Annotated in this window: 25 protein-coding genes; 8 read left to right on the top strand and 17 right to left on the bottom strand. The window is 65.4% G+C overall.

The genetic code is table 11. The annotated features are described in order from the left end of the window. Window positions 1-35 precede the first annotated feature (35 nt). Window positions 36-1,016, bottom strand: coding sequence for a transcription termination factor NusA (gene nusA, locus AB4068_RS09185; protein WP_059387823.1), 981 nt, complete (start codon window positions 1,014-1,016; stop codon window positions 36-38). Then, window positions 1,016-1,639: a ribosome maturation factor RimP gene (gene rimP, locus AB4068_RS09180; RefSeq protein ID WP_059387824.1), complete on the bottom strand. Its 624-nt coding sequence runs from the start codon at window positions 1,637-1,639 to the stop codon at window positions 1,016-1,018. The genes nusA and rimP overlap by 1 nt, the downstream gene beginning before the upstream one ends. Before the next feature lie 166 nt (window positions 1,640-1,805). Here rimP and AB4068_RS09175 point away from each other — a divergent pair, with 166 nt between their 5' ends. Genes AB4068_RS09175 through AB4068_RS09165 form a run of 3 tightly spaced genes read left to right on the top strand, consistent with a single transcriptional unit; the run spans window position 1,806 to window position 4,648 of the window. After that, window positions 1,806-2,810 carry a DUF4439 domain-containing protein gene (locus tag AB4068_RS09175; RefSeq protein WP_441433209.1) on the top strand — a complete coding sequence of 335 codons (1,005 nt, stop codon included), beginning with the start codon at window positions 1,806-1,808 and terminating at the stop codon, window positions 2,808-2,810. Window positions 2,811-2,861: 51 nt separating this feature from the next. Beyond that, window positions 2,862-3,590, top strand: coding sequence for a VIT1/CCC1 transporter family protein (locus AB4068_RS09170; RefSeq protein ID WP_234753091.1), 729 nt, complete (start codon window positions 2,862-2,864; stop codon window positions 3,588-3,590). 35 nt (window positions 3,591-3,625) lie between these two features. Next, window positions 3,626-4,648: an aminoglycoside phosphotransferase family protein gene (locus tag AB4068_RS09165; protein ID WP_284989359.1), complete on the top strand. Its 1,023-nt coding sequence runs from the start codon at window positions 3,626-3,628 to the stop codon at window positions 4,646-4,648. 39 nt (window positions 4,649-4,687) lie between these two features. Here the strand turns inward: AB4068_RS09165 and AB4068_RS09160 are convergent, their stop codons facing one another. Genes AB4068_RS09160 through AB4068_RS09150 form a run of 3 tightly spaced genes read right to left on the bottom strand, consistent with a single transcriptional unit; the run spans window position 4,688 to window position 8,735 of the window. Next, on the bottom strand, window positions 4,688-6,073 hold the full coding sequence (locus tag AB4068_RS09160; protein ID WP_441433208.1) for a pyridoxal phosphate-dependent decarboxylase family protein: 1,386 nt from the start codon (window positions 6,071-6,073) through the stop codon (window positions 4,688-4,690). Between the two features lie 56 nt (window positions 6,074-6,129). Beyond that, window positions 6,130-6,927, bottom strand: coding sequence for a sulfite exporter TauE/SafE family protein (locus AB4068_RS09155; protein ID WP_441433207.1), 798 nt, complete (start codon window positions 6,925-6,927; stop codon window positions 6,130-6,132). Then, window positions 6,924-8,735, bottom strand: coding sequence for a proline--tRNA ligase (locus tag AB4068_RS09150; RefSeq protein WP_441433206.1), 1,812 nt, complete (start codon window positions 8,733-8,735; stop codon window positions 6,924-6,926). Before AB4068_RS09150 ends, AB4068_RS09155 begins: the two co-directional genes overlap by 4 nt. Window positions 8,736-9,336: 601 nt before the next feature. Between AB4068_RS09150 and AB4068_RS09145 the strand changes: the two genes are divergently transcribed. From AB4068_RS09145 to AB4068_RS09135, 3 genes are read left to right on the top strand one after another with little or no spacing between them, the layout of a single operon-like run. Beyond that, window positions 9,337-10,089 (top strand): ABC transporter ATP-binding protein, encoded by a 753-nt coding sequence (locus AB4068_RS09145; RefSeq protein WP_441433244.1) that lies wholly within the window; start codon window positions 9,337-9,339, stop codon window positions 10,087-10,089. 11 nt (window positions 10,090-10,100) lie between these two features. Then, complete coding sequence (locus tag AB4068_RS09140; RefSeq protein ID WP_307053541.1) at window positions 10,101-10,844, top strand: ABC transporter permease; 744 nt, start codon at window positions 10,101-10,103, stop codon at window positions 10,842-10,844. Continuing rightward, the gene (locus AB4068_RS09135; protein WP_441433205.1) at window positions 10,841-11,464 is read left to right on the top strand and encodes a TetR/AcrR family transcriptional regulator; all 624 of its coding nucleotides are present in this window, start codon (window positions 10,841-10,843) and stop codon (window positions 11,462-11,464) included. Before AB4068_RS09140 ends, AB4068_RS09135 begins: the two co-directional genes overlap by 4 nt. Before the next feature lie 66 nt (window positions 11,465-11,530). On the opposite strand, the gene AB4068_RS09130 is transcribed toward AB4068_RS09135, so the two are convergent. Genes AB4068_RS09130 through dxr form a run of 5 tightly spaced genes read right to left on the bottom strand, consistent with a single transcriptional unit; the run spans window position 11,531 to window position 16,467 of the window. Then, window positions 11,531-12,418, bottom strand: coding sequence for a GNAT family N-acetyltransferase (locus AB4068_RS09130; RefSeq protein ID WP_284989397.1), 888 nt, complete (start codon window positions 12,416-12,418; stop codon window positions 11,531-11,533). Beyond that, a complete protein-coding gene (gene ispG, locus AB4068_RS09125) occupies window positions 12,381-13,547 on the bottom strand; it encodes a flavodoxin-dependent (E)-4-hydroxy-3-methylbut-2-enyl-diphosphate synthase (protein ID WP_013600504.1) in 1,167 nt (388 codons plus the stop codon). Before ispG ends, AB4068_RS09130 begins: the two co-directional genes overlap by 38 nt. A gap of 60 nt (window positions 13,548-13,607) precedes the next feature. Next, complete coding sequence (locus AB4068_RS09120) at window positions 13,608-13,901, bottom strand: YciI family protein (protein ID WP_284989364.1); 294 nt, start codon at window positions 13,899-13,901, stop codon at window positions 13,608-13,610. Between the two features lie 32 nt (window positions 13,902-13,933). Then, window positions 13,934-15,265 (bottom strand): M50 family metallopeptidase, encoded by a 1,332-nt coding sequence (locus AB4068_RS09115; RefSeq protein WP_059387828.1) that lies wholly within the window; start codon window positions 15,263-15,265, stop codon window positions 13,934-13,936. 17 nt (window positions 15,266-15,282) lie between these two features. Further along, entirely contained in the window at window positions 15,283-16,467 is a 1,185-nt protein-coding gene (gene dxr, locus AB4068_RS09110; protein WP_332603275.1) for a 1-deoxy-D-xylulose-5-phosphate reductoisomerase, read from the bottom strand. A gap of 38 nt (window positions 16,468-16,505) precedes the next feature. Between dxr and AB4068_RS09105 the strand changes: the two genes are divergently transcribed. Next, entirely contained in the window at window positions 16,506-17,972 is a 1,467-nt protein-coding gene (locus tag AB4068_RS09105) for a lipase maturation factor family protein (RefSeq protein WP_441433204.1), read from the top strand. A gap of 15 nt (window positions 17,973-17,987) precedes the next feature. Here the strand turns inward: AB4068_RS09105 and AB4068_RS09100 are convergent, their stop codons facing one another. Genes AB4068_RS09100 through AB4068_RS09070 form a run of 7 tightly spaced genes read right to left on the bottom strand, consistent with a single transcriptional unit; the run spans window position 17,988 to window position 25,749 of the window. After that, window positions 17,988-18,824 carry an HpcH/HpaI aldolase/citrate lyase family protein gene (locus AB4068_RS09100; RefSeq protein WP_307053518.1) on the bottom strand — a complete coding sequence of 279 codons (837 nt, stop codon included), beginning with the start codon at window positions 18,822-18,824 and terminating at the stop codon, window positions 17,988-17,990. Beyond that, window positions 18,821-19,339 (bottom strand): MaoC family dehydratase, encoded by a 519-nt coding sequence (locus tag AB4068_RS09095; RefSeq protein WP_059387831.1) that lies wholly within the window; start codon window positions 19,337-19,339, stop codon window positions 18,821-18,823. The genes AB4068_RS09100 and AB4068_RS09095 overlap by 4 nt, the downstream gene beginning before the upstream one ends. Beyond that, a complete protein-coding gene (locus AB4068_RS09090; protein ID WP_284989369.1) occupies window positions 19,336-20,088 on the bottom strand; it encodes a CoA transferase subunit B in 753 nt (250 codons plus the stop codon). Before AB4068_RS09090 ends, AB4068_RS09095 begins: the two co-directional genes overlap by 4 nt. 2 nt (window positions 20,089-20,090) lie before the next feature. Continuing rightward, window positions 20,091-20,858: a CoA transferase subunit A gene (locus tag AB4068_RS09085; RefSeq protein WP_441433203.1), complete on the bottom strand. Its 768-nt coding sequence runs from the start codon at window positions 20,856-20,858 to the stop codon at window positions 20,091-20,093. Window positions 20,859-20,877: 19 nt separating this feature from the next. After that, a complete protein-coding gene (locus AB4068_RS09080) occupies window positions 20,878-22,041 on the bottom strand; it encodes an acyl-CoA dehydrogenase family protein (RefSeq protein WP_441433202.1) in 1,164 nt (387 codons plus the stop codon). Between the two features lie 2 nt (window positions 22,042-22,043). Then, on the bottom strand, window positions 22,044-24,137 hold the full coding sequence (locus AB4068_RS09075; protein WP_441433201.1) for an acetyl/propionyl/methylcrotonyl-CoA carboxylase subunit alpha: 2,094 nt from the start codon (window positions 24,135-24,137) through the stop codon (window positions 22,044-22,046). Window positions 24,138-24,141: 4 nt separating this feature from the next. After that, window positions 24,142-25,749 carry a carboxyl transferase domain-containing protein gene (locus tag AB4068_RS09070; RefSeq protein WP_441433200.1) on the bottom strand — a complete coding sequence of 536 codons (1,608 nt, stop codon included), beginning with the start codon at window positions 25,747-25,749 and terminating at the stop codon, window positions 24,142-24,144. A 150-nt stretch (window positions 25,750-25,899) separates the two neighbouring features. On the opposite strand from AB4068_RS09070, the gene AB4068_RS09065 reads away from it, so the two are divergent. Beyond that, window positions 25,900-26,529: an SACE_7040 family transcriptional regulator gene (locus tag AB4068_RS09065; RefSeq protein WP_059387833.1), complete on the top strand. Its 630-nt coding sequence runs from the start codon at window positions 25,900-25,902 to the stop codon at window positions 26,527-26,529. Window positions 26,530-26,694: the final 165 nt, after the last annotated feature.

Raw genomic sequence — 26,694 nt, 5'->3', positions numbered from 1 at the left:
TGCGGGGATCCGGGGCCGGGCACCGTTTGGTCTGTTTAGTTGCCCTTGGCCGGAGTGGCGTCAGAGACGATGTCGATCCGCCAGCCGGTCAGCTTGGCTGCGAGGCGGGCGTTCTGGCCTTCCTTGCCGATGGCGAGGGAGAGCTGGTAGTCGGGAACAACCACGCGGGCCGAACGCGTGGCTTCGTCCGTGATAGTGACGGAATTCACGCGCGACGGCGAAAGGGAGTTGGCGATGAAGGTCGCCGGATCGTCGCTGAAGTCGACGATGTCGATCTTTTCGTCATTGAGTTCGGTCATGACCGCGCGGACGCGGGAACCCATTTCACCAATGCAGGCACCCTTGGCGTTGATGCCCGGGGTGTTGGCTTTGACGGCCATCTTGGTCCGGTGTCCGGCCTCGCGTGCCAATGCCACGATCTCGACGGATCGGTCCGCGATCTCCGGGACCTCCAGTTCGAAAAGCTTCCGGACAAGGCCCGGGTGTGAACGCGACAGCGTGATGGAGGGTCCCTTGGCGCCGCGGTGGACGTCCACCACAAACGCACGCAGCCGGTTGCCGTGGGTGTACTTCTCCCCCGGCACCTGCTCGGGCGGCGGCAACAGTGCTTCCACGGAACCGAGGTTCACCTGGATCATGTGCGGGTTGTTGCCCTGCTGGATCAGGCCGGCGACGAGTTCGCCTTCACGGCCCTTGAATTCGCCGAGGACGTTGTCGTCCTCGACGTCGCGCAGGCGCTGCAGGATGATTTGCCGCGCGGTGCTCGCCGCAATGCGGCCGAATCCGGCAGGAGTGTCCTCGAACTCGCCGATGGCTTCGCCGTCGTCGTCGATTTCCGTGGCCCAAATGGTCACGTGCCCGCTCTTGCGGTCCAGCTCCGCACGGGCCTTCTCGAAGGCGCCCGGCGTCTTGTGGTATGCCACCAGGAGCGCCTGCTCAATGGTGGGAATCAGGAGGTCCAGCGGGATTTCACGCTCACGCTCCAGGAGTCTCAGCGCACTCATGTCAATATCCATTAGGCCTCCTCGGAAGGTCCGTTGTACTCGTCTTCCAGCACGGCCTCGTTGAGGTGGCTGAACTCTATCTCGACTTTTCCTTGGCGGATCCTGTCGAAAGGAATCTTCACGGGTTCGCCCTGCTTGGGCTTCATGCCCTTCTTGACCTCTTGCTCGGGAACCAGCGTGACGCCGTCGTCGTCGACGGACTGGATGCGGCCCGTCAGGTTCTCTCCTTGGATCACGTTGACCTTGACCATGCGTCCGCGGGCCCGGTGCCAGTGGCGGGGCTCCGTGAGGGGGCGCCCGACGCCGGGCGAGGAGACCTCGAGGTCGTAGGGGCGGCCGTCGGTGCGGGGATCGTTGTCCAGGATGTCCGAGAGCGCCCTGGAGATTTCCGCGATGACGTCCAGGCTGACGCCGCCGGTTTCCTCCTGGGGCAGGTCGATGACCACGTGGACTACCCGGTGCGAACCGGCAACGTGGATGGCAACATCCTCAAGATAGAGCCGGCTCGCCAGGACGGCAGGCTCCAGAAGGGCCTTCAGCCTGCTCTCCTCGGGGTTGCGGACCTCGTGTTGTGCTGGACTCGTCGGATCCGTTCCAGCCTGGTCTGTTGAAGTCGTGGCTTCCGAATGACTCACTGGCCAGCCGCCTCCCGATAGATGATGTTGTGACTACTAGCTTAACGACATTTGCGGCGGCGTGGTGCACGGGGTCCCTCCGCGGGGACGCAAGTTGCCTGTGGGCGTGACACCATAGTCTGTTGTGAACCACGAGACTGTTGAGAAACCACGGAGCCATGGCTGGATGAGGACCCTCCTGCTGGCTTTCCTCGCAGTCCTTGTCCTCGGAGTCGGCGCCGTGCTTGTCCCGCGGGACGTTGGAAAGCCCCAGGCGGTGCCGTTTTCCGAAACTGCCCGTTCCGAAGCGCTCTCTTCGGCCGAGACGCTCCTGGGCAGCGCATCGCTCCTGGAGAGCACCGACACTGTGATGTTGCTGACAAGCCAGGCGCAGGCGCTGCTGCAACCTTCCGGCTCGTCGGCGTCGAGCACTCCCACGGCTTCCGCCAGCCTCCGTGCCACGCAGGACCGCCCAACGCGGGCTGGCTTCGTCTCCGCGCTCTCCGCGAGCGCTTCCCGTCGCTTGGCGGACGCCGCGAATGCCGACGGCGGCATGGCCCGGCTGCTTGCCGCCGTCGGGACCGCCCAGCTGCTTGAGTCATCGCGGCTTGCCACGAACTGGGGCTTGCCGCTACCAGCGACCCCGCCCGGGGCGAGTGCCGCCCCGGCACCGCCGCCGAGCTGCCCTGCCTCAACGGGCACCTCGACGACGGCGCCGACACCCGGAACGGCGCCCACCCAGGCCGATCTGCCCGGAGCCCTTGCCGCCGTCGTCAGCTCGGAACAGGAGGCGATCTATGCATACCAAGTGGCCCTGACCAAGCTGGACGCGAAGGCGTCGGCGACGGCAAGCACGTGGTTGGCGCGCCACCAGGAGCTGCTCCGCGGAGCGGAGGCCCAGGGCCGGCTGCACTGCATCGCCACGCCCCCGCGGGAAGCCGGCTATCGCCTGCCTGCGACTTTCGCCGCCAAACCCGGGCTGGCGCTCGGGAGCATGGAGTCCAGCTCGCTGACTGCCTACGCCGACCTCGTCGCGTTGTCGGAGGGCGAGACGCGCCATTGGGCGATCGACGGGCTCGTGGACGCCGCCAAACGCAGCCAGGCCTGGGGAACCCCGGTTGGTCCCTTCGCCGGCCTTGCGGTCGACGGCAAGGCGCTGCCCCCGCTGCCGAGCGGCACTCCGGGTCCATAGGAAAGCCTTTCTTTGCTGGCGGCAGCAGATTCCAAGTGCTTGGCTTGTACCATGGCTTCCATCGAAACTGCAGCCCTGCACGAGAACGAACCACACGCCAACGACCTCGCCCACCGGCTCAACTGGCTCCGGGCAGGCGTCCTTGGCGCCAATGACGGAATCGTCTCCGTCGCCGCCATCGTGGTGGGTGTCGCCGGCGCCACCACGAACACCGGCGCGATCCTCACTGCCGGAGCCGCCGGACTCGTGGGCGGCGCGGTGTCCATGGCACTCGGCGAGTACGTCTCCGTCAGCAGCCAAAGTGACAGCCAAAAGGCCCTCATCGAGAAGGAACGCCGGGAGCTCGCCGAGGAACCCGAAGAAGAGCTCGCGGAATTGACTGCGATCTATGAGGCCAAGGGACTGCGGCCTGAAACAGCGCGGAAAGTGGCCGCGGAGTTGACGGAGCATGACGCCTTGGCGGCCCACCTTTCCGCCGAATTGAACATCGACGAGGACGACATCGTGAGCCCTTGGCATGCGGCCTTCGCGTCCGCCATTGCCTTCACCCTCGGCGCGGTACTGCCGATGCTCGCGATCCTGCTCCCGCCTCCGGGACTGCGTGTACCGCTGACCTTCATTTCCGTGCTGCTCGCCTTGGCCATCACTGGAGCGATCGGGGCGTGGATCGGCGGCAGCTCGAAGACCCGCGCCGCCGTGCGGGTCGTCATCGGCGGAGCCCTTGCGCTTGCTGCGACGTTCTTCATCGGAAGCCTCCTGGGCTCCTCCGGAGTGGTCTGAACCATCCCCGGACCGGCTTGGGTAGGCTGACAGTGATGTCTACCTTCGTTTCGATCCCTGGCGACCTCCAGGCACGCTACTCCCGCACAGCGGAGGGGCGGGCGTGGCTCTCAGGGTTGCCCGGACTGATCAATGCCAGCTTGGAACGCTGGCGGCTGTCCGTTGACCTGGAACCCGGCGGGCAACCTTGGAATGGCCACGGCGGCATCGTCATTCCGGTCCTCTACAACGGCGCCCGTTCGGTGCTCAAGATAGCGTTCCCGCACGAGGAGGCCCTCGTTGAACGGCACGCGCTGGCCCTGTGGGGCGGCACCGGGGCCGTCAGGATGCTCGACGCCGATGCCGCGTCCTGCGCGATGCTCCTGGAGCGGCTCGACGCCGTCAGTTGGCTACAGGGCGCCCCGATGGACGAAGCCCGCGACGTGTGGGGATCGCTCGTGAAGGAACTCAGCATCGAACCCGACGAGCGGCCCGAGTGGAAAGAGTTTGAGCATATAGCGGCACGTGCCGAGCGCTGGAGCGATGAGTTGCCGGCGGACTGGGAGCACCTTGGCCAGCCCTTCCCCCGATGGCTCCTGGAAGCCGCATTGGAGGTGTGCCAGACCCGGGGCGCTGTCGGACGGCGGGCGGGCAGGGACGTCCTGGTGCATTGCGACCTGCATTTCATGAACATCCTCCCCCACCTCAATGGCGCCCGGGCCGCCGGAAGGCGCGCATACGTGGCGATCGATCCGCAACCAAAGATCGGTGAGGCGGAGTTCGCCGTCGCCCCGATCTTGTGGAACCGTATCCGCGACCTCTCCACGACGGCCCCGGAGGTTGCGCTCCTGGAGCGTTGCGCGGATTTCAGCCGCGCGGCCGGCCTGGACGGCGAAGCGGCCCGCGAATGGAGCCTGGTTCGCGAGGTCGAAAACGCCCTGTGGTATGCCCGAAAGCCACGGCATGAGGGCGACCTTGCGCGCTCCTTGTGGGTGGCCAGCACCCTCGCAGGACGTCCCCTGGACGGCCTGCCCGCCGCACACGACCTGCCCGAACCTGGACTGGCCGCCTCGAGCTAGCTTCAGGGCGCCGGAGGCCGTGCCGTTCAGCCGCCGCGCTTAGGCGGTGGCCGCCAGAGCATCCTTGATGGCCTGCACCGCGATATCCAGGTCTGCCGAGTCCGTGGACCAGTTGGTCACCGAGACTCGCAGGATATCCCTGCCCTGCCAGCGTGAACCGGACATCCAGACCCTCCCGTCGGCCATGATGAAGTCCGTCACGGCACGCGTCCTCTCGTCGGAACCGAAGGCCAGCGACAACTGCGTGAACACCACATCGTTGAGGACCTCGACGCCGGGCACCTCGGCAAGCCGCCTGGCCAGTTCCGCGGCACACTCGGCGCGCCCGGCGACAAGCTCCCGCACGCCATCCCCACCCAGGGAACGCAAGGCCGCCCATACCGGCACTCCCCTGGCCCGTCGGGAAAGCTCGGGTACCTTCTCCATGGGGTCGCCGGGGCCGTGGTCATCCTGCATCAAGTATTCGGCGTGCATGCCGATGGCGGATCGCAGGGCAGCAACGTCACGTACCACCACGATCCCGGCGTCGTACGGCACATTGAGGGTCTTGTGGGCATCGGTTCCCCACGAATCGGCCAATCCGACGCCCTCCACCAGATGCCGCAGTCCCGGCACAGCGGCTGCCCACAGCCCGAAAGCCCCGTCAACATGGACCCACGCGCCATGATCCTTGGCAGCGGAAATCGCCTCGGGGAAAGGATCGAAGGCTCCGGAATGCAGGTTCCCGGCCTGGAGGCACACGATTGCCGGACCGGAACCGGACTCCAACGCAGTCCGAAGCGCGGCTGGGTCAATCCTTCCTTGATGGTCCGCCGCAACAACCTCCGGGGCCCCGAAGCCCAGGAAGCGCAAGGCCATGTCCAGGCTCTCGTGGCGCTCGGCCCCGACGAGGACACGGAGTTTCGGCGCGCCCTGGAGTCCGCCGGCGTTGACATCCCAGCCGACGGCGGCCAGCTGGCGCCATCGGGCCGCCGCGAGCGCCGTGAAGTTGGCCATGCTTGCGCCGGTCGCGAATCCGACGTCGGAGCCAACAGGTAGGCCGAGCAGCTCAAGGAGCCATTGCCCTGCCGTCTCTTCGATCCCGGCAGTGGCGGGTGTGGCAAAACGCAGTCCGGAGTTCTGGTCCCATGCGGAAACCATCCAGTCCGCAGCCATGCCTGCCGGCACCGTGCCGCCGGTGACCCAACCGAAGAAACGCCCCGATTGCATGGCCATGAGCCCGGGCTCTGCATGTTCGGCAAGGAAATCAATGACCGCGGCCGGATCCAATCCGCTGGCCGGCAACGGTCCACCGAAGACTGCCGCGACGTCGTCAGCCGTGGTGCTTGGCCGTACCGGCCGCCCGGGCAAGGCCCTCAACCACTCACGCGTATGCTCCCATGCACGTTCCAGTGCCTGCTCATAGTCGCCGGAATCGACCCACATGAGTGCATGCTACGCCCGGGGCTTCCCTGCGGCCATCGCTTGCGACGTCCGGGGCGCTACGTGGCGAAGTAGTCGTTCCAGACGTCCACCCCGAGTTTGACGATCAACGCGCCGACCACGATCAGGAACACAATCCGCACAAACCCGCTGCCCTGTTTCACGGCTGTCCGGGCGCCCAGGTAGCCGCCGGCCATGTTGGACAAGCCCAGCACGGCGCCGACGCCCCACAGCAGTGATCCGTGCGGCAGGAAGAACAACAGGGCACCGGCGTTCGTGGCCATATTGACGATCTTCGCCTTGGCGCTGGCCTCAAGGAAGGCATAGCCCATCGCGGAGACGAGGGCGATCACCAGGAAGGAGCCTGTACCAGGACCTATCAGGCCGTCGTAGAACCCGATCACCCCGCCTATGGCGCAGGCCACCACGTAGTGCGTGTGGCCGTCATGACGCAGAGCGGTCAGCTCGCCTGCATTGGGCCGCAGCGCAGTGAAGAGCGCGACGGCGATGAGGGCCACCACGATGATGGGTTTGAAGACGCTCGCGGGAAGGTTGGCCGCCAGGACGGCTCCGCCGAAACTGCCCGCGAGGGCAATCACCGCCATGGGTATGGCCGTCTTGAGGTCAGGGCCAACCCGGCGGTAGTAGGTGACAGCGCTGGTTGTCGTCCCGAAAATGGAGCCCATCTTGTTGGTGGCCAGCGCCTGGACCGGGGTGATCCCCGGAACCAGGAGCAAGGCGGGGAGCTGGATCAGTCCCCCGCCGCCCACCACGGCATCGATCCAACCGGCCGCGAATCCAGCCACGACGATCATGACGAGCGTGGTGAGCTGGACCGACTCGAAGCCGGAGATCACTTCTGGCGTACGGCGTTGACCACGTAGTCGGCAGCCTTCTCGACTGCCACGTTCTCTGCCTGGCCGGTGCGACGGTCCTTGATCTCCACAACGCCGTCCACCAAGCCACGGCCCACCGCCACGATGGTGGGGACGCCCACGAGCTCGGCGTCGCCGAACTTCACGCCGGGGGAAACCTTGGGGCGGTCGTCGTAAATCACGTCGAGGCCGGCGGCCTCGAGCTCGGCGGAGAGCTTCTCGGCCGCAGCGAAGATTTCCTCGCCGCGTCCGACGGCGACCACGTGGACGTCCGCGGGGGCCACGGAGCGCGGCCAGATCAAGCCCCGGTCGTCGTTGTTGGCCTCGGCCAGGGCGGCCACGGCACGTGTCACGCCGACACCGTAGGAGCCCATGGTGACCACAACCTGCTTGCCGTTCTGGTCAAGGACCTTCAGGTCGAGGGCCTCGGCATATTTGCGGCCGAGCTGGAAGATGTGTCCCATTTCGATGCCGCGGGCAGTCTCCAAGGGGCCGGAGCCGTCCGGGGCTTCGTCTCCCGCGCGGACCTCGGTGCATTCGATGACGCCATCCCAGGCGAAGTCGCGCCCGGCTACGAGACCGAACACGTGCTTTCCGTCTTCGTTCGCCCCGGTAACCCAGCTGGTACCCGAGACAACCCGGGGGTCGACAAGGAAGAGCAACTTGGACGTTCCTTCGAGCCCGAGAACGGCCTCGCCGAGGACAAGTCCGGGGCCGATGTAGCCCTTGACGAGTTCCGGAATCTTCTTGAGGTCGTCCTCGTTCGCCGCTTCGAGCCCGATTTCGCCGGCAATGGGCAGGAATGAACCGATGTTGGCTTCGACGCGCTTGAGGTCCACTGCGCGGTCACCGGGAACGCCGATGACCACGATCTGGCGTTCGCCCGTGGGCAGCGTGACGGCGAGGACCACGTTCTTGAGGGTGTCGGCGGCAGTCCAGGCGCCGCCGTCGGAATCGCTGCGCGCGGCGAGCTGGTTGGCAGCCGTCACGAGGGTGTCGATCGTGGGCGTGTCCGGGGTGTCCAGGACGCGTGCGGGAGGCGCGTTGCTGAAGTCGATCTCGGCCGGGGCCACGGTGGTCACGGCTTCGACGTTGGCGGCGTAGCCGCCCGCCGAGCGCACGAAGGTGTCCTCGCCGATCTCGGTGGGGTGCAGGAACTCCTCGCTCTTGGATCCACCCATGGCGCCTGCCGTGGCGGCAACGGGGATGACCTCAAGGCCAAGGCGCTCGAAGATTTTCAGGTACGCGGCACGGTGGGCCGCGTAGCTCGCGTCCAGGCCGGCGTCGTCGACGTCGAACGAGTAGGAATCCTTCATGATGAATTCGCGGCCGCGGAGGAGGCCTGCCCGGGGGCGTGCTTCGTCGCGGTACTTGTTCTGGATCTGGTACAGGCTCAGCGGCAGGTCCTTGTACGAGGAGTACAGGTCCTTGACCAGGAGGGTGAACATTTCCTCGTGCGTGGGGGCGAGGAGGTAATCGGCACCCTTGCGGTCCTGGAGGCGGAACAGCCCTTCGCCGTATTCGGTCCAGCGGTTGGTCGCCTCGTACGGTTCGCGGGGCAGCAGTGCCGGGAAGTGGACTTCCTGGGCGCCGATAGCGGCCATTTCCTCGCGGATGATCTGCTCGACCTTGCGCAGGACGCTCAATCCCAAAGGCAGCCACGTGTAGATGCCCGGTGCGGCACGGCGGATATAGCCCGCACGGACCAGGAGTCTGTGGCTTGCGACTTCGGCGTCGACGGGATCTTCACGCAAGGTGCGCAGGAACAGCTGGGAGAGGCGAAGGACCACGGGTCAGAATCCGTTTCTATGGCAAGAGCTGGCAAAAACTACTGTGTACCAATCTACCGGCTTGCGGCCGGGGAACCTGCCGGGGCCGTCCCCCCGGATCCCTTCCCCGGGTTCTTCGGAAAGCAAAGCCGCCCCGAACGAACATGAGCCACGCCATGGTGCGAGGAAGCCCCTGGCCGCTGGGCGGCTGGTCATCCTGCCATGGCGTGGCTCAGCGGCTGGTCGGCCGCGGGCGTTGTCCTGGAGGCTTAGTCGGACTCGTCGAATGCCTTCGAAAGATCAACGCCTACAGCCATTTGGTTTTGTGTTTCCTCTCTGAAACCGTCCGCGCCCCAGCGACACGGCTGGTTCTGAATTTATGTGATGGTGGACACTTTTTTCAAGGGCTTGGACTAATCAATTCTGGCAACGAACAACGCGGGGTCAGTTAGCGCCCATCCGGAGGTCCGACATGGGCCGTAAGTGACCCCGCGTTGCAGGATCTGTCACCGAGGCTCACAGTTGACGCGCCTGTGTAATGGATTTACCTTTTATTCATCACCTGATGAATAAATCGGAGGCCGCGATGTCCCACAGTCCAGCGGGAAGTCCTGCACCAGGCATGTCCCCTGCGGTCACGGTGGAGGGCCTGCACGTCACGCGCGGCCGCAAGAAGATTCTCCGTGGCGTGGACTTCGCCATGGAACCCGGACGGATCACGGGCCTGCTTGGACCCTCGGGGAGCGGCAAGACAACCCTCATGCGCTGCATCGTCGGCGTCCAGCGGCTGACAGCCGGCAGGGTGGACGTATTGGGCCGTCCGGCAGGTACTCCGTCATTGCGGCACGACGTCGGATACGTCACCCAGGCACCGAGCGTCTACACGGACCTCAGCGTCGAGGCGAACGTGAGGTATTTCGGAGCCATGCACGGCGTCTCGGCGGCCGACACCGCGGAGGCGATTGCCGCCGTCGGGCTCGAATCACTGGCACGGCGGAAGACGGCAGACCTATCCGGCGGGGAATTCAGCCGGGTCTCGCTGGCCTGCGCGCTCGTCTCGCATCCGAAGCTGCTGGTCCTCGACGAACCAACGGTTGGCTTGGACCCGGTACTGCGTGCCGAACTGTGGGAACGGTTCGCCGCCTTGGCCAAAGCGGGCACCACCCTGCTGGTGTCCAGCCATGTCATGGAGGAGGCCTCGCACTGTTCCTCGTTGCTCCTGCTCCGCGATGGATTGCTGCTGGCGCAGCTCAGTCCGGCGGAACTGAGCGAGCGGGGACACAGCAACGACCTGGAACAGGCCTTCCTGCACATCATCCAGGAAGCGGGCGCCGCTTCGAGCCACCGGAGTGCCAATGAAAGCCAGGTGGCGTGATGAATCCACGGATGATGTTTGCCACCACCAGGCGGGTCCTGGAACAACTGCGGCACGACCACCGGAGCGTCGCGCTCATCATGGTGGTTCCGGCCCTGCTGCTCACGGGCGTCTACTATCTGTTCGAGAACGAAACCCTGCCTCCCGGATTCCCCCGGACGTTTGACCGCGTGGGACTCATGATGCTGGCCATTTTCCCGTTTGTGGTGATGTTCCTGGTCACGTCGATCACTATGTTGCGCGAAAGGACGTCGGGGACGTTGGAACGGCTCCTGACGACGCCCATCCACAAAGCCGATCTCCTGTTCGGCTACGCGTTGGCGTTCTCCATCATGGCGGCCCTGCAGTCCCTTGTGGCAACCGCTGTGGCCTACTGGATCTTCAATCTGGATATCAAGGGCGGTCCCGGTTACGTCGTGATGATTGCCGTCATCAACGCAGTACTCGGTGTTGCGCTCGGCCTGTTGTGCTCGGCCTTTGCGAGGACCGAATTCCAGGCGGTGCAATTCATGCCGGTGGTGGTGATACCGCAGATCCTCTTGTGCGGACTCTTCGTGGCCAGGGACCACATGAACAGCCTCCTGGAGGGCATTTCCAATGTGCTGCCGTTGACGTTTTCGGTCGATGCGCTCCAGCAGATCGCCGACAACACCGAGGCGACGCAGGCCATGTGGCAGGATGCCGGGGTCATGGCGGCGATCGTTGTGGGGGTCTTGGTCCTGGCTTCGTTCACCCTCCGACGGCGGACCTCATGAGCGGCGGCGTGCCTCCCGTGCGGCGGGGACGCCGCAGCGGCGGGAGCGACTCCCGCGAGCTGATCCTCGCTACAGCGCGCCGGCTCTTCGCCGAACACGGCTTCGACGGCACGAGCCTGCGGCAAGTGGCCCGCGAAGCAGAGATGGACCCGGCCATGGTCCACCACTTCTTCAAGGGCAAGGACGAACTCTTCGCCCAGAGCATCGAACTCCCGGCTGATCCCGACGAGGTCCTGGCCGGCGTCGAATCGTTGGACCCGGCGCAACGCTCCGAAGCAATCGTCCGCGCCGTGTTGCGTCTGTGGGAAAGCCCGGCACAACACGGGCTTGTCGCGTTCGTCAGGGGAACGATCGGCTCCAAGGCCAAGACCGCCTTGCTGCGGGAGATGGTGGCGAGGACCATCCTGTCCAGGATCACAGCGGGTCTTCCCGGTTCCCCGGAGGAGGCGAAGATGCGTGGCAACCTCGTTGCCACGCAGGTGGTGGGGCTCATGCTGATGCGCTACGTGGTCCGGCTGGAACCCCTGGCTTCGGCCTCCCAGGACGAGGTAGTGCGGCTCGTGGCCCCGAACGTCCAGCACTACCTCACCGGCGCGCTCACCCCTCCCAACTCGCATTAGACGTCGTTATGAGCCCTCAAAACGACATCTATTGCGAGTTAGTTGGGTTGCCTAGAACGGGGTTGATCAGTACAGCACCGTGGCGAAGGTTCCCAGGCGTTTGAACCCGACCCGCTCGTACGTGGCGCGCGCCCTGGTGTTGTACTCGTTGACGTAAAGGCTGGTGATCGGCGCGAACTGCTGGGCCAGGACAACCACTCCCGCCATGTACCCGGCACTGAGTCCTTGGCCGCGGAACTCGGGGTTCATCCAGACGCCCTGCACTTGGGTGGCCTGCGCGGTGACCGCCCCGAGTTCGGCTTTGAACTTCACTTTCCCGCCGGCGTCGATGTGCACCAGGGAATGGCCTTGCCGGATCAGTCCGGCCACCCGGCGGCTGTAGAAGTCCTCGCTCCCGAGGAAGGGAGAATACCCCACTTCCTCTTCGAACATGGCTGCGCACGCGGGCAGGATACGGTCGAAATCCGCGATGTTTCCGAAGCCGAGCTGCGGATTGGCTTCGATGGCGGGTGGCCCCGAGATGGCCAGAAGTGGCTGGTCGGCACGTACCTCGTGGGCGAAATGGCCCAGCTGCTCCAAGCGGGAATGCAGCGCCAGTACGGTCTCCGCCGGCCCGAAGATCGAGGCGTACCGGCGTCCTGCCCGGTGTGCAACCGCCGCAACGCGGGAAGCCAGCCCGGGGTCCAGCTGCACCGGAACCAGATTGGCGCCGGCCCAGCAGGCACCCACCAGGGCATCGCCGTCGAACACTCCAAAGACGCTCGCCCCACCGGACGTGGGTGCGGCGCTCCCCGACGAATCGAGATGCGCCAGAATGAAGACGTTCGCTACAGGGTCTTCCATCGCGAGCACGCGAAGGGCCCGGGTGTCGGCAGCGCCGAGCACCCGGACGGAAATCCCATCGGCGGCTGTCTCGCTACGAGACGCTAACCACGGGGCTACCCTTGACAGCATCTTCGCCATCGGCCTCCCCCATCTCTTCGGCGATACGCATGGCCTCTTCGATCAGTGTCTCAACAATCTGGCTCTCGGGGACAGTCTTAATGACTTCGCCCTTCACGAAGATCTGGCCCTTGCCGTTTCCGGAGGCCACACCGAGATCGGCTTCACGTGCCTCGCCCGGGCCGTTCACCACGCAACCCATGACGGCGACGCGCAACGGAATCTCCATTCCCTCAAGCCCGGCCGTGACCTGCTCAGCCAGCGTGTAGACGTCCACCTGGGCGCGTCCGCATGAAGGGCAGGAGACGATTTCGAGCTTGCGGGGGCGCAGGTTGAGGGACTGCAGGATCTGGTTGCCGACCTTGATTTCCTCGACAGGCGGGGCGGAGAGGGACACGCGGATGGTGTCGCCGATACCCCTGGACAGGAGCGCTCCGAAGGCCGTCGCGGACTTGATGGTGCCCTGGAAGGCGGGCCCGGCCTCTGTCACGCCGAGGTGCAGGGGCCAGTCGCCCTTTTCGGCAAGCATCTCGTAGGCCGCCACCATGATGACGGGATCGTTGTGCTTGACGGAGATCTTGAAATCGTGGAAGCCATGTTCCTCGAACAACGACGCTTCCCACACAGCGGACTCGACGAGGGCCTCCGGGGTGGCCTTGCCGTACTTCTTCAGGATGCCGGGCTCCAGGGACCCGGCGTTGACGCCGATCCGGATGGACGTACCGTGATCGCGAGCTGCCGCCGCGATTTCCTTCACTTGGTCATCGAACTTGCGGATGTTGCCCGGATTGACGCGCACCGCAGCGCAACCGGCCTCGATCGCGGCGAAGACATACTTCGGCTGGAAGTGGATGTCCGCGATCACGGGAATCTGGGACTTGCGGGCGATGATCGGCAGTGCCTCGGCGTCGTCCGCGGAGGGGCAAGCGACACGCACGATGTCGCAGCCGGACGCCGTCAGCTCGGCGATCTGCTGCAGGGTGGCGTTGATGTCCGTGGTGGGGGTGGTGGTCATCGATTGCACGCTGATGGGTGAATCGGAGCCGACGCCGACCGAACCCACCTTGATCTGGCGGGTCTTGCGGCGGGGCGCGAGAACGGGGGGCGGGGCTGACGGCATTCCCAGGCTGACCGAGGTCACGTGGACTCCTTGGGTTGAAATGGGTGGATCGTAGGGCCGGGAACCCGGCCGGTCATGCTGCTAGGAAGCGTGGGCGGAGAGCATTCCGATGACGGGGTTCCACTCCGACGTCCGGATGCCTGCAATCCCCCGGACGGCGGCGAACGGATCCTCCTTCAACGTGGCGTTCAGCTCGGCCTCGTCGGCGGCCTCGAGCAGGAGCAGCGCACCCGCCCCGTCGGTGTAAGGGCCGCTCGCCAGCAGGGTTCCCTGCTCGGCGAGGCTGGCGAGCCAGGCGCGGTGGGCGGGGCGGTTCGCGTCGCGCACCTCGGCGGACTCGGCGTCGTAAACGTACTCAACAGCGAAAACAGTCATATGGATAGCCTATCCCCCCAGCCCAATCCGGATCAGCCGAAGAGGTTGACGGGCTTGACGATGTCCGCGTAGATCAGCAGCGCGCTCATGGCCATGAGGACGCTCGCCACGACGTAGGTGAGCGGCAGGAGCTTGGCGATGTCGAAAGCGCCGGGATCCGGTTTGCCGAACAGCTTGGCGATTCGACGCCGGGCTCCCTCGTAGAGCGCGCCCGCCACGTGTCCGCCGTCGAGCGGCAGGAGCGGAACCAGGTTGAAGACGGCGAGGGCGAAGTTCAGTCCGGCGAGGAGCCCCACGAGGGCGCTGACGCGCGATTGCAGCGGAACCTGATCCATGGCAGCCACTTCACCGGCCACCCGGCCGACGCCGACGACGCTGATGGGGCCATTGGGATCGCGCGGTTCGGAGCCGAAAGCCGCTTGCGCTACTCCGACTACCCTGGCGGGGAGGTTGAGGATGACTCCGGCGATCTGCTTGATGTTCTCGCCGGCCATCGGAAGAACGGTCGACGCCGGCTGGGGCACCATGGCGGTTTGCGCACCGATGCCGAGGAACCCGACCTCCTCGTACAGCGGCTTGCCGTCCGAGCCCTTGGCCTGCTGGCCGTTGTCGGCGATGACGGGGCGTGCGGACAGCACCGGGGTAACCTGCGTGGTGACGCTCTTGCCGCCACGGTCCACGGTGATTTGCACGGACTTGCCGGCGGATGCCCGGATCCAGCCGCTCATCTCGGCCCAGCTCGTCACAGGCTTGCCGTCAAAGCTGGTGACAACGTCGTTCGGCTGGAGCTTGGCCACCGCGGCCGGGGTCAGTTGGCAGTTCGGCGAGTTTGGATCGACGGTTTCGCCGGCCTTGACTTGGCACTTTGACACCTCGGCGATGGTGGTGGTGGCGGTGGACACTCCGAAGCCCATGAGCAGCACCGCTGTCAGCACCAGGCCGATGAGCAGGTTCATGGCCGGCCCACCCAGCATAATGATGACCTTTTTCCAGACCGGCAGCCTGTAGAAGACCCTGTTCTCGTCGCCGGGGCCCACTTCCTCGTGCGCCGCGGACCGGGCTTCGGTGGCGAGTGTCTGGAACATGCCGGTGCTGGACGGCCTGACGCTGCCATCTTCCTTGTTGGGCGGGTACATGCCGATCATGGCGACGTAGCCGCCCAGCGGGATCGCTTTGACGCCGTATTCGGTCTCGCCTCTCCGTGTGGACCACAGGGTAGGACCGAACCCGATCATGTACTTCGTGACGCGCACCTTGAAGAGCTTGGCGGGAAGCAAGTGCCCCACCTCGTGCAGCGCAATGGAGACGGCCACGCCGATCGCGACGAAGACGACTCCGAGAATGAACAGAATGACGGGATTCATGCCTTAAGTACTGCTTCCTAAAGGGTGCTGTTGGCTAAACGATCATGGGTGCGCGTGCGTGCCCACCTCTCAGCATCCAACACCGAGTCCACCGTCAGCTCCAAGGATCCTGAATGTTCGCTGAGGACGGACTCCACCGTGTCCACGATGTCGGTGAAGCGGATCCTCCCGGCGTGGAAGGCTTCCACCGCTTCCTCGTTGGCCGCGTTGAAGACCGCTGGAAACGTGCTCCCCTGCTTCGCGGCGTCCTTGGCCAGTTCCACGGCCGGGAAAGCCACCGAGTCGAGGGGTTCGAACGTCCAACTGGTGGCCTTGGTCCAGTCGCAGGCCTTGGCGGCGCCGGGCACGCGGTCCGGCCACCCGAGGCCGAGGGCGATGGGCAGTCGCATGTCCGGCGGAGAAGCCTGGGCAATGATGGAGCCGTCCACGAACTCCACCATCGAGTGCACCACGGATTGCGGGTGCACCACGACGTCGATCCTGTCCAACGGGACGTCGAACAGCAGGTGCGCTTCGATGACCTCCAGGCCTTTGTTGACGAGGCTGGCCGAGTTGGTGGTGACCATGAGGCCCATGTCCCATGTGGGGTGCGCAAGGGCCTCGGCCGGGGTGACGTTGCGGAGTTGCTCCCGGCTGCGGCCCCGGAAAGGTCCGCCGGACGCCGTCAGGATGAGTTTCCCAACCTCTTTGTCGGTTCCTGCGCGGAGGCATTGGGCGATGGCCGAGTGCTCGGAATCCACGGGCACGATCTGGTCAACGGCGGCAGCGGCCTTCACCAGGGCACCGCCCACGATGAGGGATTCCTTGTTCGCCAAGGCCAGGATGGCGCCGGACTTGAGTGCTGCCAACGTGGGCGCCAGCCCGATGGACCCCGTGATGCCGTTGAGTACGACGTCCGCTTCGATCGCGGCAATCTTGGTGGACGCATCCGGCCCCGTGATGATCGCCGGATCGTAGTTCCGGAGTCCGGCGGCGGAGGCGGCAGCGCCGATGAGTCTGTGGAGTTCGTGGGCGTCGCCGTAGGCGATGCCGACTGCCTGTGCCTTGGTGTGGACTGCCTGCTGCGCGATGAGTTCCAGGTTCCCGCCACCCGCGCTCAGCGCCACGACCTCAAACAGGTGGGGGGCGGCGTCGACGACGTCAATCGCTTGAGTGCCAATTGAACCAGTGGACCCGAGGAGGATGATCTTGCGCGGCTGCATTGCTTAAGTATCCCGCACCCCAGGCGTAGCGTTGGTTTGTGGACTGGGTCTCGTGGTTCGAGGCGCCGGACTATGAATTCGCCCGGCAGGTGCTCCAGCGCGGCACGGCCGCGCTCTATTTCATCGCGTTCCTGTCCAGCCTCAACCAGTTTCCCGCACTCCTTGGCGAACATGGGCTCCTGCCTGTCCCGAGGTATGTGGACGGCCACAGGGTCTTGCGCAGGCCCAGCCTGTTCCGCTGGAAGTACTCGGACACGTTGCTCCGCGCCGTATGCGCCGCAGGACTTGCCGTGTCCCTGACACTCGTGGGCGGGCTGCCGCAGCTTGGCCCGCCGTGGCTTCCCTTGGCCGCGTTCCTGGCCTTGTGGTTGCTCTACATGTCGATCGTCAACGTCGGCCAGACCTTCTACAGCTTCGGTTGGGAGATGCTGCTGCTGGAAATGGGCTTCACCGTCGGCTTCCTCGGTTCGGACCAGGTCCCCCCGCCCAGGACCATCCTCGTCCTGCTCGTGTGGTTGCTCTTCAGGCTGGAATTCGGCGCCGGCATGATCAAGATCCATGGCGGAAGCGAGTGGCGTGATTTAACCGCCCTGTACTACCACCACGAAACCCAGCCCATGCCCGGACCGTTGAGCCGCCAGGCGCATCTCCTGCCCAAAGCGATGCACCGCATGGAGGTGCTCGGCAACCACTTCGCCCAGCTGGTGGTGCCGTTCTTCCTGTTCGCCCCGCAGCCGCTGGCCACCATCGCCGCAGGAATTGTGGTCTTCACGCAGCTTTGGCTGGTGGGGAGCGGAAACTTCGCGTGGCTCAATTGGTCCGCGATCGTGCTCGCCTTCGCTGCGGTGAGCGACCCGGTTGCCCACGCTGTGCTGCCTTTCATCCCGCAACGGACCAACCCGGCAGCGGCGGTTCCGCAGGCCCCGGTGTGGTGGCTCGCCGTCGTACTCGCGGTGACGGTGCTCCTTCTGGTGCTCAGCTATTGGCCCATCCGCAACCTGCTCTCGCGGGGGCAGCTCATGAACGCGAGCTTCAACCGATGGCAGTTGGTCAACACGTACGGGGCGTTCGGCACGGTGACGCGGCACCGCGTGGAAATCGTGGTGGAAGGCACCCAGGCAGACGTTCCCGTCGACGAGGCAGATTGGCGCGAATACGGCTTCAAGGGCAAGCCCGGCGACGTCCGCCGGCTCCCCCGGCAATGGGCGCCCTACCACTTGCGCCTCGACTGGCTGATGTGGTTCCTGCCCTTGCGCACTGTGCACGAGGAATGGTTCTACGCGTTCCTGGGCAAGCTGCTCGACGCCGATCCGCCCACCTTGCGCTTGTTGCGCCAGGACCCGTTCGACGGCGACCGGCCGCGTTGGGTGCGGGCCCGCAGCTTCCTGTACCGCTTCGCCACGAGGGCCGAGTTCCGGGAAACGGGTCAGCGCTGGATCCGGATTGAGCTCTACGAGGTCATCGCCCCGTTGTCGCTGCCGAAGCCACGACAGCGCGGTCAATAGACCCGGGGCGACCCTTCAGGAAAGCCGTGCCCTGCGCAGCGTGGATTCGGCGTGTTTCAGGATGGGACCGTCCACCATTTTGCCCTTGTGCTGGAACACACCGGTTCCGGCCGCAGCCGCGGCGTCAAGCAGTTCCCGCGCCACTGCGACGGCTTCGGGCGACGGCGCATAGGCTTCGCGGACAACGGCTACCTGGTTCGGGTGGATGCAGGCCTTGGCACCGAATCCGCTGGCCACTGCGTCGGCGGATTCCACGGCCAGCCCCACAAGATCGGGAATGTCGACGTAGACCGAGTCGATGGCCTCCTTGCCTGCGGCTTTGGCCGCCAGCAGCACGGTGGACCGGGAGTGCGTTGCGACGGCGCGGTAGCCGCCGTCGTCCTTGCGGCTGGAGGTGCCGCCCATCGAGGCGATCAAATCCTCGGCGCCCCACATGAGCCCGACGACGTTGGGAGCCTGGGCGATCTCAGCCGCGTTGACGATTCCCTTGGCCGTCTCGCACAGGGCGATGACGTGGTATCCCTCGAGTGCTTTCAACTGTTCGGCGGTCTCGGCCTTGGCCAGCATGATGGTGCGGTAAGGAGTATGCGCCAGGCAGTGCAGATCCTTCTCGAAATCCGGGGTGCCCACCGGATTGACGCGCACAATCGTGCGGCTGGGGTCGAGTTCGGCGGTCTCGCCGCCTGAGCCGAGCTGGGCGAGGATCGCGCCCCGGGCCCGCTTCTTATCTGCAGGCGCGACAGCATCCTCGAGGTCCACGATGACGGCGTCGGAACGCTCAGCGGCCTTTTGGAACCGTTCCGGCCGGTCGGCGGGGCAGAAAAGCAAAGCGGGGCCCATGGTGAAGGTCATGTATTGATTGTCCCCTGTTGCGCCTCCAGATGCGCTGTCCGGCTCCACATGAGGCAGGCCCGCGTCGCCAGTGCCACCACAGTGCCGTCCTGGTTGCGGCCGGTATGTTTCATGGTCACCACGCCTTGCCCGGGACGCGACGACGACTCCCGTTTCCCGATGATGACCGTCTCCGTGTAGAGGGTGTCGCCGTGGTAGAGGGGGTGCGGGAATGAGACGTCCGTGAGGCCCAGTTGGGCAATGATGGTGCCCTGGGTCAGCTGGGTGACGGACTGTCCCACCATGGTGGACAGCGTGAACATCGAGTTCATGAGCCTCTGCCCGAAGGGCTGTTTGGCGCTCCACGCCGCGTCCAGGTGGAGGGCCTGGGTGTTCATGGTCAACGTGGTGAACAGGACGTTGTCCGTTTCGGTGACGGTCCGCCCGGGCCGGTGGGCGTACACAACGCCTTCCTCGAGTTCGTCGAAGTACATCCCCCGCTGCTCGACTACGCGGGGTTCAGCGTCCGCCGTCATACAGTCAACTCCTGGTCCTCTTCGAAGAGCTCGACGCCGGTCGCCGCGGCCACGTCCTCGGCCGAGACATTCGGTGCCAGCTCGCGCAGCACGAGCCTCGAGGCCCCGCCTTCGGAGACGACGTCGATCACGGCGAGGTCGGTGATGATCCGGTCCACGCAGCCTTTCCCCGTGACGGGCAACGAGCATTCCTTGACGATCTTGGGCTTGCCGTTGCGGTCCACGTGCTCCATCATCACGATCACCCGCTTGGCGCCGAAGACCAGGTCCATGGCGCCGCCCATGCCCTTGACCATTTTGCCGGGGATCATCCAATTGGCCAGGTCCCCGTTGGCCGCGACCTCCATGGCCCCCAGCACGGCGACATCCACATGGCCCCCGCGGATCATGCCGAACGAGGTAGCCGAGTCAAAGAACGCGGCGCCCGCGTTGACTGTGACCGTTTCCTTGCCGGCGTTGATCAGGTCCGGGTCCACCGCGTCCTCGGCCGGGTAGGGGCCGACGCCCAGTATCCCGTTCTCGGAATGGAGGATCACCTCGACGCCCTCGGGGATGTAGTTGGGGATCAGGGTGGGCATGCCGATCCCCAGGTTGACGTATTGCCCGTTGGTGAGTTCGCGGGCTACGCGGGCGGCGAGTTCGTTCCGCGTCCAGCCCTTGCCCTCGTGGTGCTCGGCGCCGGCGCGGCGGTACTCGTGCCTGACGGCCTCGGGACGCGGCGGCACATCCTGGGTGATGTTCGATTCCATGGCTACGCTCCTGCCTGCCGGGTCAACGCGACGGTCCGCTTTTCGATGCGTTTCTCCGTGTCCGGTGCAACAACGACCCGCTGGACGAAGATGCCCGGGGTGTGGATATGTTGCGGATCGAGTTCGCCGGGTTCCACAAGCTCTTCGACCTCGACGATGGTGATCCGGGCCGCCATGGCACACAGTGGATTGAAGTTCATAGCCGTCGCGTGGAAGACGAGGTTCCCGTGACGGTCCCCCTTCCAGGCGTGGACCAGTCCGAAATCGGGTGTCAGGGATTCCTCCAGGACATAGTCCGCCCCGTTGAAGGTGCGCACTTCCTTAGGTGAGGATGCGATCGCCACGTTGCCGTCGGCGTCGTACTTTTGCGGCAGACCGCCTTCCGAAACCTGCGTCCCGACGCCGGCCGCCGTGAAGAACGCGGGGATTCCGGCCCCGCCGGCGCGCAGTTTCTCGGCGAGGGTACCTTGCGGGGTGAGGACCACCTCCAGTTCACCGGCGAGGTACTGCCGCGCGAACTCCTTGTTCTCACCAACATAGGAACTGATGGTCCGGCGGATCCGTCCGTCCTTCAGCAGGATGCCCAGGCCCCAGTCGTCCACGCCGCAGTTGTTGCTGACTGTTTCAAGGTCCTTGGTGCCTTGATGGTGGAGCGCATCGATCAGCGCCACCGGGATACCGCACAGGCCGAACCCGCCGACGGCGAGAGAGGCACCGTCGTGGATGTCCTTCACCGCTTCCGCGGCGCTGGCAACAACTTTGTCGATCATCGTTTACCTTCCCTGACGGTTAAAGGCCCAGCTCGCGGGCGATGAGCATCAACTGGACCTCGGTAGTGCCTTCCCCGACTTCCAGGATCTTGGAGTCGCGGTAGTGCCGTGCCACCGTGAATTCGTTGATGAAGCCATAGCCACCGAACACCTGGGTGGCGTCCCGTGCGTTGTCCATGGCTGCCTCGCCTGCGACCATCTTAGCGATGGCCGCTTCGGTCTTGAACGGCTTGCCGGCCAGCATCCTCGCGGCCGCATCGTAGTAGGCCAGGCGGGCTGTGTGGGCCCGTGCCTGCATGCGGGCAATCTTGAACTGGATGGCCTGGTACTTGCCGATGTTCTGTCCGAAGGCCACGCGTTCCTTGGCATATTTCACGGACAAGTCGACGCAGCCCTGGGCCGCGCCGGTGGCAAGCGCGGCGATGGCGATGCGGCCTTCGTCCAGGATGGACAGGAAGTTGGCGTAGCCCCGTCCTCGGACACCGAGCAGGTTCTCTTCGGGAACCCGCACGTTGTTCAGTGTCAGCGGGTGGGTGTCGGAGGCGTTCCAGCCCACCTTGTTGTAGGCCTTTTCGGCGGTGAAACCGGGTGTGTCCGTGGGGACCAGGATGGTGGAGATTTCCTTCTTGATGCTCCCGTCCTTGCGTTCGTGCTGCCCGGTGACGGCGGTGACGGTGACGAGCCGGGTGATGTCGGTCCCGGAGTTGGTGATGAATTCCTTGTTGCCGTTGATGACCCAGCGGCCGTCCTCGAGGTGCGCGTTCGTCTTGGTGCCACCGGCGTCCGAGCCGGCTTCCGGCTCGGTCAGACCGAAGCCTGCGAGCGCTTCGGCCGAGGTCAGCTGGGGCAGCCATTGTTCCTTCTGCTCCTGGGTGCCGAAGCGGTACACGGGCATGGCGCCAAGCGAGACACCCGCCTCGAGGGTGATGGCCACGGACTGGTCCACCCGGCCCAGCTGTTCCAGCGCGAGCGCCAGGGCGAAGTAGTCCCCGCCCATTCCGCCGAACTCTTCAGGGAAGGGCAGGCCGAAAAGACCCATCTCACCCATCTGCTTGACTACCTCGTACGGGAAGCTGTGTTCCTCGTCGTGCTTCGTGGACACCGGCGCCACTACCTCGTCGGCGAATTCCCGGACGGAGTCGCTCAGGTCCTGGTATTCCTCGGTGAGTTCAAAACTTGCCATGGCTAGACTTCCTCGTCTTTCTGGTTTTCTGCTGAGGCTTCTGGGGCGGGCTCCGCCGCCACGTGGATGGTGGCGAGGACTTGGTCAGCCTTGACGAGGTCCCCGGTCTTGCTGCTGAGGTGCACGGTGCCGGACACAGAGGCCACGAGCTGGTGTTCCATCTTCATGGCCTCTACTGCGAGGAGGACGTCGCCCGCTTCCACGTGGTCGCCGTTGTGCACCGAAACGGAGACGACGGTTCCCGGCATGGGAGACCGGACTTCGGGATCCGCGGCGCCTTCTTCGCGCTGGATGCCCGCGAGGATTCGTTGGAGCCGGGCTTCGCGGTCCAGGATCTCCAGCCGGCAGGACCAGCCGTCGCTGCCCAGCCAGAGTTCGCGTGTCCCAAGCTCCGAAGATGGTGAGCCGTGCGCGAAAGGGTGCTCGACGCCGTCGAGCACCAGCACCGCATGTCCCGAGGGTCCCGGCCGCATGACGGCAGAGTGCTCGACGCCGCTGTCCACGCGGGAGGTGAAGCCCTGCGCGTCCACCGTCAGCCCCACGGTGGCCAGTCCGCCGTCGGGACGTCCGACTGTGGTCTTCCACGGTGCGGGCGCGCCGACGCGCCAGCCGTCGGCGGCGTTCCAGGGTCCTGCCGTTCCGGCAGGAGCCAAGACCTGACGGTCCAGCATCGCGGCGGCAACCAACTCGACGTCGGACACTTGGCGGAATTCCATCCCGTCAAGTTTGCGCTCGATCAAGCCGGTGTCGAGGCGGCCGGCGCGGACATCGTCGTCGTTGACCAGGAGCCGCAAGTACTCGATGTTCGTGTGCACGCCCAGCAGCGTGTAGTCCCCCAGCGCGTGGTCAAGGGTGTCCAGCGCCGCTTTGCGGTCCGGACCCCAGGCAATGACCTTGGCGAGCATGGGGTCGTAGTCCCCGCTGACGGACAGGCCCGTCAGCATGGCCGAATCGACGCGGACGTGCGGATCGTTGCTTGCCCGTTCCCGGAGCATCACGATCTCGCCGATGGATGGCATGAACCCGCGTTCGGGTACCTCCGCGTAGACTCGCGCCTCTACCGCGTGGCCCTCAAGCACGACGTCGGACTGCGCCACCGTGAGGACCTCACCTGCGGCGATGCGCACTTGCCATTCGACAAGGTCGACGCCTGTCACCATTTCCGTGACAGGGTGCTCCACCTGGAGGCGGGTGTTCATCTCCATGAAGAAGAAGTGCTCCGGATCCTGGTCCGAGACGAGGAACTCCACCGTACCGGCACCGCTGTACCTGACGCTTCGGGCAGCCTGGCAGGCGGCCTCACCGATCCGCGCCCGGACCTCGGCCCCATTCGCGAGGGACTCCAGCAGGGGGGACGGTGCTTCCTCGATGACCTTCTGGTGGCGGCGCTGCAGGGAACATTCGCGCTCGCCGAGGTGGATCACGTTGCCGTGGTTGTCGGCGAGGACCTGGACTTCGATGTGCCGGGGCGACTGGATAAGACGTTCCAGGAACAGGGTGTCGTCGCCGAAGGCGCTCGCCGCCACCCGTCGGGCCGTGAGCAGCGTTGCCGCCATATCCTCGAGCCGCTCCACGATGTGCATGCCCTTGCCACCGCCACCAGCCGAGGGCTTGATGAGCAGGGGGAAGCCGACGCCGGGCGCCGCCTCGATGAGCGCCTCGTCGCTCAATCCCGGTTCGGCGATACCCGGGACGCAGGGGACGCCGTACGACATGACATGGTTCTTGGAGCGGATCTTGTCGCCCATGATCTCGATGGCGTCAATGCCGGGGCCGATGAACGCGATGCCTGCCGCGTCCAGGGCCTTGGCAAACTCAACGTTTTCGGCCAGGAATCCATACCCCGGGTGGACCGCCTGGGCACCGCTTTGCAGGCAGGCCTCGATGATGGCGTCGATCCGCAGGTAGCTGTCCGCCGCCGCGGCTGTGCCGATCCGGACGGCCGTGTCTGCTTCGCGCACGTGGCGGGCCCCGGCGTCGGCGTCTGAATAGACCGCAACGGAACGGATGCCCATGGCCTTGAGGGTGCGGATGACGCGGCAGGCGATCTCGCCGCGGTTGGCGACAAGGACGGTTTCGAAGGAGTTGATGGTCATGGGGTCACATCCGGAAGAGGCCGAAGGAGGTTTCCGGCAGGGGTTGGCGGGAGACGGTATCCAAGGCCATGCCCAGGACGCGCCGGGTGTCAGCGGGGTCGATGATGCCGTCGTCCCAGAGCCGGGCGGTGGAGTAGTAGGGACTGCCTTGGTCCTCGTATTGCTGCCTGATGGGGGCCTTGAAGGCTTCCTCGTCCTCGGCGGACCATTCCTCGCCGCGGGCCTCGTACTGGTCACGCTTGACGGTTGCCAGCACGCTCGAGGCCTGGTTCCCGCCCATCACCGAGATCCGGGACGCCGGCCACATCCAGAGGAAGCGCGGCGAGTAGGCGCGGCCGCACATCGAGTAGTTTCCGGCACCGAAGGAACCGCCGATCACCACCGTCAGCTTGGGCACGCGGGCGGTGGCGACGGCGGTGACCATCTTGGCGCCGTTCTTGGCGATGCCGCCCTGCTCGACGTCCTTGCCGACCATGAAGCCGGAGAGGTTCTGCAGGAAAACCAAGGGGATGCCGCGCTGGTGGCACAACTCGATAAAGTGCGCGCCCTTGAGGGAGGACTCGCTGAACAACACACCGTTGTTCGCCACGATGCCCACAGGGTGGCCGTGCAGCTTCGCGAACCCCGTCACCAAGGTGGTGCCGTAGTTCTTCTTGAACTCGTGGAACCTCGAGCCGTCCACGAGCCGGGCGATGACTTCCCGGACATCGTACTTGGCGTTGACGTCCGTTGGAACGGCACCATAGATCTCGCCCGGGTCCACCACGGGCTCGACGGCGGTGTCCACGTCCCAGGCAGGGGCCTCAGGCTTGGGCAGGGTGGAGACGATGTCGCGGACGATCTGCAGGGCGTGCTCGTCGTTTTCGGCGAGGTGGTCCGTCACACCGGAAATCCGCGAGTGCACGTCGCCGCCGCCGAGTTCCTCCGCGGTGACGATTTCACCGATGGCGGCCTTCACCAGCGGCGGGCCGCCAAGGAAAATGGTGCCCTGGTTGCGGACAATGACGGTTTCGTCGCTCATGGCGGGAACGTAAGCGCCACCGGCCGTGCAGGACCCCATGACCGAGGCGATCTGCGGGATCTTCGCCGCTGACATCCTGGCCTGGTTGAAGAAGATCCGGCCAAAGTGCTCCTTGTCCGGGAACACCTCGTCCTGCTTGGGCAGGAACGCTCCCCCGGAATCCACGAGGTAGACGCACGGCAGCCTGTTCTCCAGCGCGATTTCCTGCGCCCGGAGATGCTTCTTCACCGTCATCGGGTAATACGTTCCGCCCTTGACCGTGGCGTCGTTGGACACCACCATCACCTGGCGGCCATGGACCAAGCCGATCCCCGCGATCACTCCGGCACCCGGGGAGTCGTCGTTGTACATCCCGTTGGCCGCCAGCGGGGCGATCTCCAGGAACGGGCTTCCCTCGTCCAGCAAGTAGTTGATGCGCTCGCGCGGCAACAGCTTGCCCCGGGAGATGTGCCGCTCGCGCGACTTCTCCGGGCCACCCAGGGCGGCCACCGCTAGGCGCTTCTTCAGCTCGTAAACCAGGGACAGCTGCGCTTCCGCGTTGGCCGCGAACTGATCGCTGCTGGTATCCAGCTGGCTGGCGAGTGTCTCCATCGACTGTGTCCCATCCCGGCCAATGGCCATCTCAGTTAGTACCGCATAACTGGAATTTAGGTTAGTCTCTATTAACTGTGTTGTCCATCACCCCGACACGGGGCCCGCCCGGTACCGGCGCTGAAGTGGACGCGTGCAAAAGGAGGAATTGTGGTCACTTTCCAGCGGAGCTCCCAGCAGGACGGCCCAGCACCGACCCAGCGGAGCCAAGCCAAGGAAACACGGCGCAAGGCCCTCCTGACCGCCGCAGCCGGGTTGTTCGCCGCCGATGGTTTCAACCGCGTGTCCCTTGAGGACCTGGGGGCCGCGGCAGGAGTCAGCGGACCTGCGGTGTACCGGCACTTCCCAGGAAAACAAGCCGTGCTCGCCGAGCTGCTGTTGAGTGTGAGCCGGAATCTTCTCGACGGCGGCCGCACCGTGGTGTCCGAAGCCGCCGACGCTGAAGCTGCGTTGCGCGGACTGGTGGAGTTCCACGTGGACTTCGCCCTCAGCAATCCCGATGTCATCCGGGTCCAGGACCGCGACTTCAGCAACCTCAGCGACGCCGACCAGGCCGAAGTCCGCACACTGCAGCGCAACTATGTGGAACTGTGGGTGGGGGTGCTCGGCGAACTGCATCCGGACACGGATCCTGCCGAGCTCCGGGTCCGCGCGCACGCAGCCTTCGGCCTCATCAACTCGACGCCGCACTCGGTCCGGCACCATGGTCGACGCATGGCCGTCAAGAGTGCCCGGCCCATCCTTGAACGCATGGCCCTGGCCGCCCTGACGGTGCGCTAGCCTTCCGCTAGCAAGGCCCAACTGATATGTAGAAGCTGTTGTCAAGAGGCAGTGGTGAGCGGCTCCCGGTTTTGGTGTCGGGGGCCGCTTTCCGTTGGGGTGCTGTCCGGGTGTGGTGGGTGTGCTGGCGGGTCTTGTGTTCGACTGCAGTGTCAGACTGATATT

Source organism: Arthrobacter sp. 2RAF22 (genome assembly GCF_052115325.1).
Taxonomy (GTDB): domain Bacteria; phylum Actinomycetota; class Actinomycetes; order Actinomycetales; family Micrococcaceae; genus Arthrobacter.
Note: the sequence above shows the minus strand (reverse complement) of the source record. Positions and strands in the feature narration are given on the sequence as shown.

Coding starts and splice junctions, on each gene's coding strand:
- nusA (WP_059387823.1), bottom strand. CDS start 1,016: ATGGATATTGACATGAGTGCGCTGAGACTCCTGGAGCGTGAGCGTGAA.
- AB4068_RS09175 (WP_441433209.1), top strand. CDS start 1,806: ATGAGGACCCTCCTGCTGGCTTTCCTCGCAGTCCTTGTCCTCGGAGTC.
- AB4068_RS09170 (WP_234753091.1), top strand. CDS start 2,862: ATGGCTTCCATCGAAACTGCAGCCCTGCACGAGAACGAACCACACGCC.
- AB4068_RS09165 (WP_284989359.1), top strand. CDS start 3,626: ATGTCTACCTTCGTTTCGATCCCTGGCGACCTCCAGGCACGCTACTCC.
- AB4068_RS09160 (WP_441433208.1), bottom strand. CDS start 6,073: ATGTGGGTCGATTCCGGCGACTATGAGCAGGCACTGGAACGTGCATGG.
- AB4068_RS09145 (WP_441433244.1), top strand. CDS start 9,337: ATGTCCCCTGCGGTCACGGTGGAGGGCCTGCACGTCACGCGCGGCCGC.
- AB4068_RS09140 (WP_307053541.1), top strand. CDS start 10,101: ATGATGTTTGCCACCACCAGGCGGGTCCTGGAACAACTGCGGCACGAC.
- AB4068_RS09135 (WP_441433205.1), top strand. CDS start 10,841: ATGAGCGGCGGCGTGCCTCCCGTGCGGCGGGGACGCCGCAGCGGCGGG.
- AB4068_RS09130 (WP_284989397.1), bottom strand. CDS start 12,418: ATGCTGTCAAGGGTAGCCCCGTGGTTAGCGTCTCGTAGCGAGACAGCC.
- AB4068_RS09120 (WP_284989364.1), bottom strand. CDS start 13,901: ATGACTGTTTTCGCTGTTGAGTACGTTTACGACGCCGAGTCCGCCGAG.
- AB4068_RS09115 (WP_059387828.1), bottom strand. CDS start 15,265: ATGAATCCCGTCATTCTGTTCATTCTCGGAGTCGTCTTCGTCGCGATC.
- dxr (WP_332603275.1), bottom strand. CDS start 16,467: ATGCAGCCGCGCAAGATCATCCTCCTCGGGTCCACTGGTTCAATTGGC.
- AB4068_RS09100 (WP_307053518.1), bottom strand. CDS start 18,824: ATGACCTTCACCATGGGCCCCGCTTTGCTTTTCTGCCCCGCCGACCGG.
- AB4068_RS09095 (WP_059387831.1), bottom strand. CDS start 19,339: ATGACGGCGGACGCTGAACCCCGCGTAGTCGAGCAGCGGGGGATGTAC.
- AB4068_RS09090 (WP_284989369.1), bottom strand. CDS start 20,088: ATGGAATCGAACATCACCCAGGATGTGCCGCCGCGTCCCGAGGCCGTC.
- AB4068_RS09085 (WP_441433203.1), bottom strand. CDS start 20,858: ATGATCGACAAAGTTGTTGCCAGCGCCGCGGAAGCGGTGAAGGACATC.
- AB4068_RS09080 (WP_441433202.1), bottom strand. CDS start 22,041: ATGGCAAGTTTTGAACTCACCGAGGAATACCAGGACCTGAGCGACTCC.
- AB4068_RS09075 (WP_441433201.1), bottom strand. CDS start 24,137: ATGACCATCAACTCCTTCGAAACCGTCCTTGTCGCCAACCGCGGCGAG.
- AB4068_RS09070 (WP_441433200.1), bottom strand. CDS start 25,749: ATGGAGACACTCGCCAGCCAGCTGGATACCAGCAGCGATCAGTTCGCG.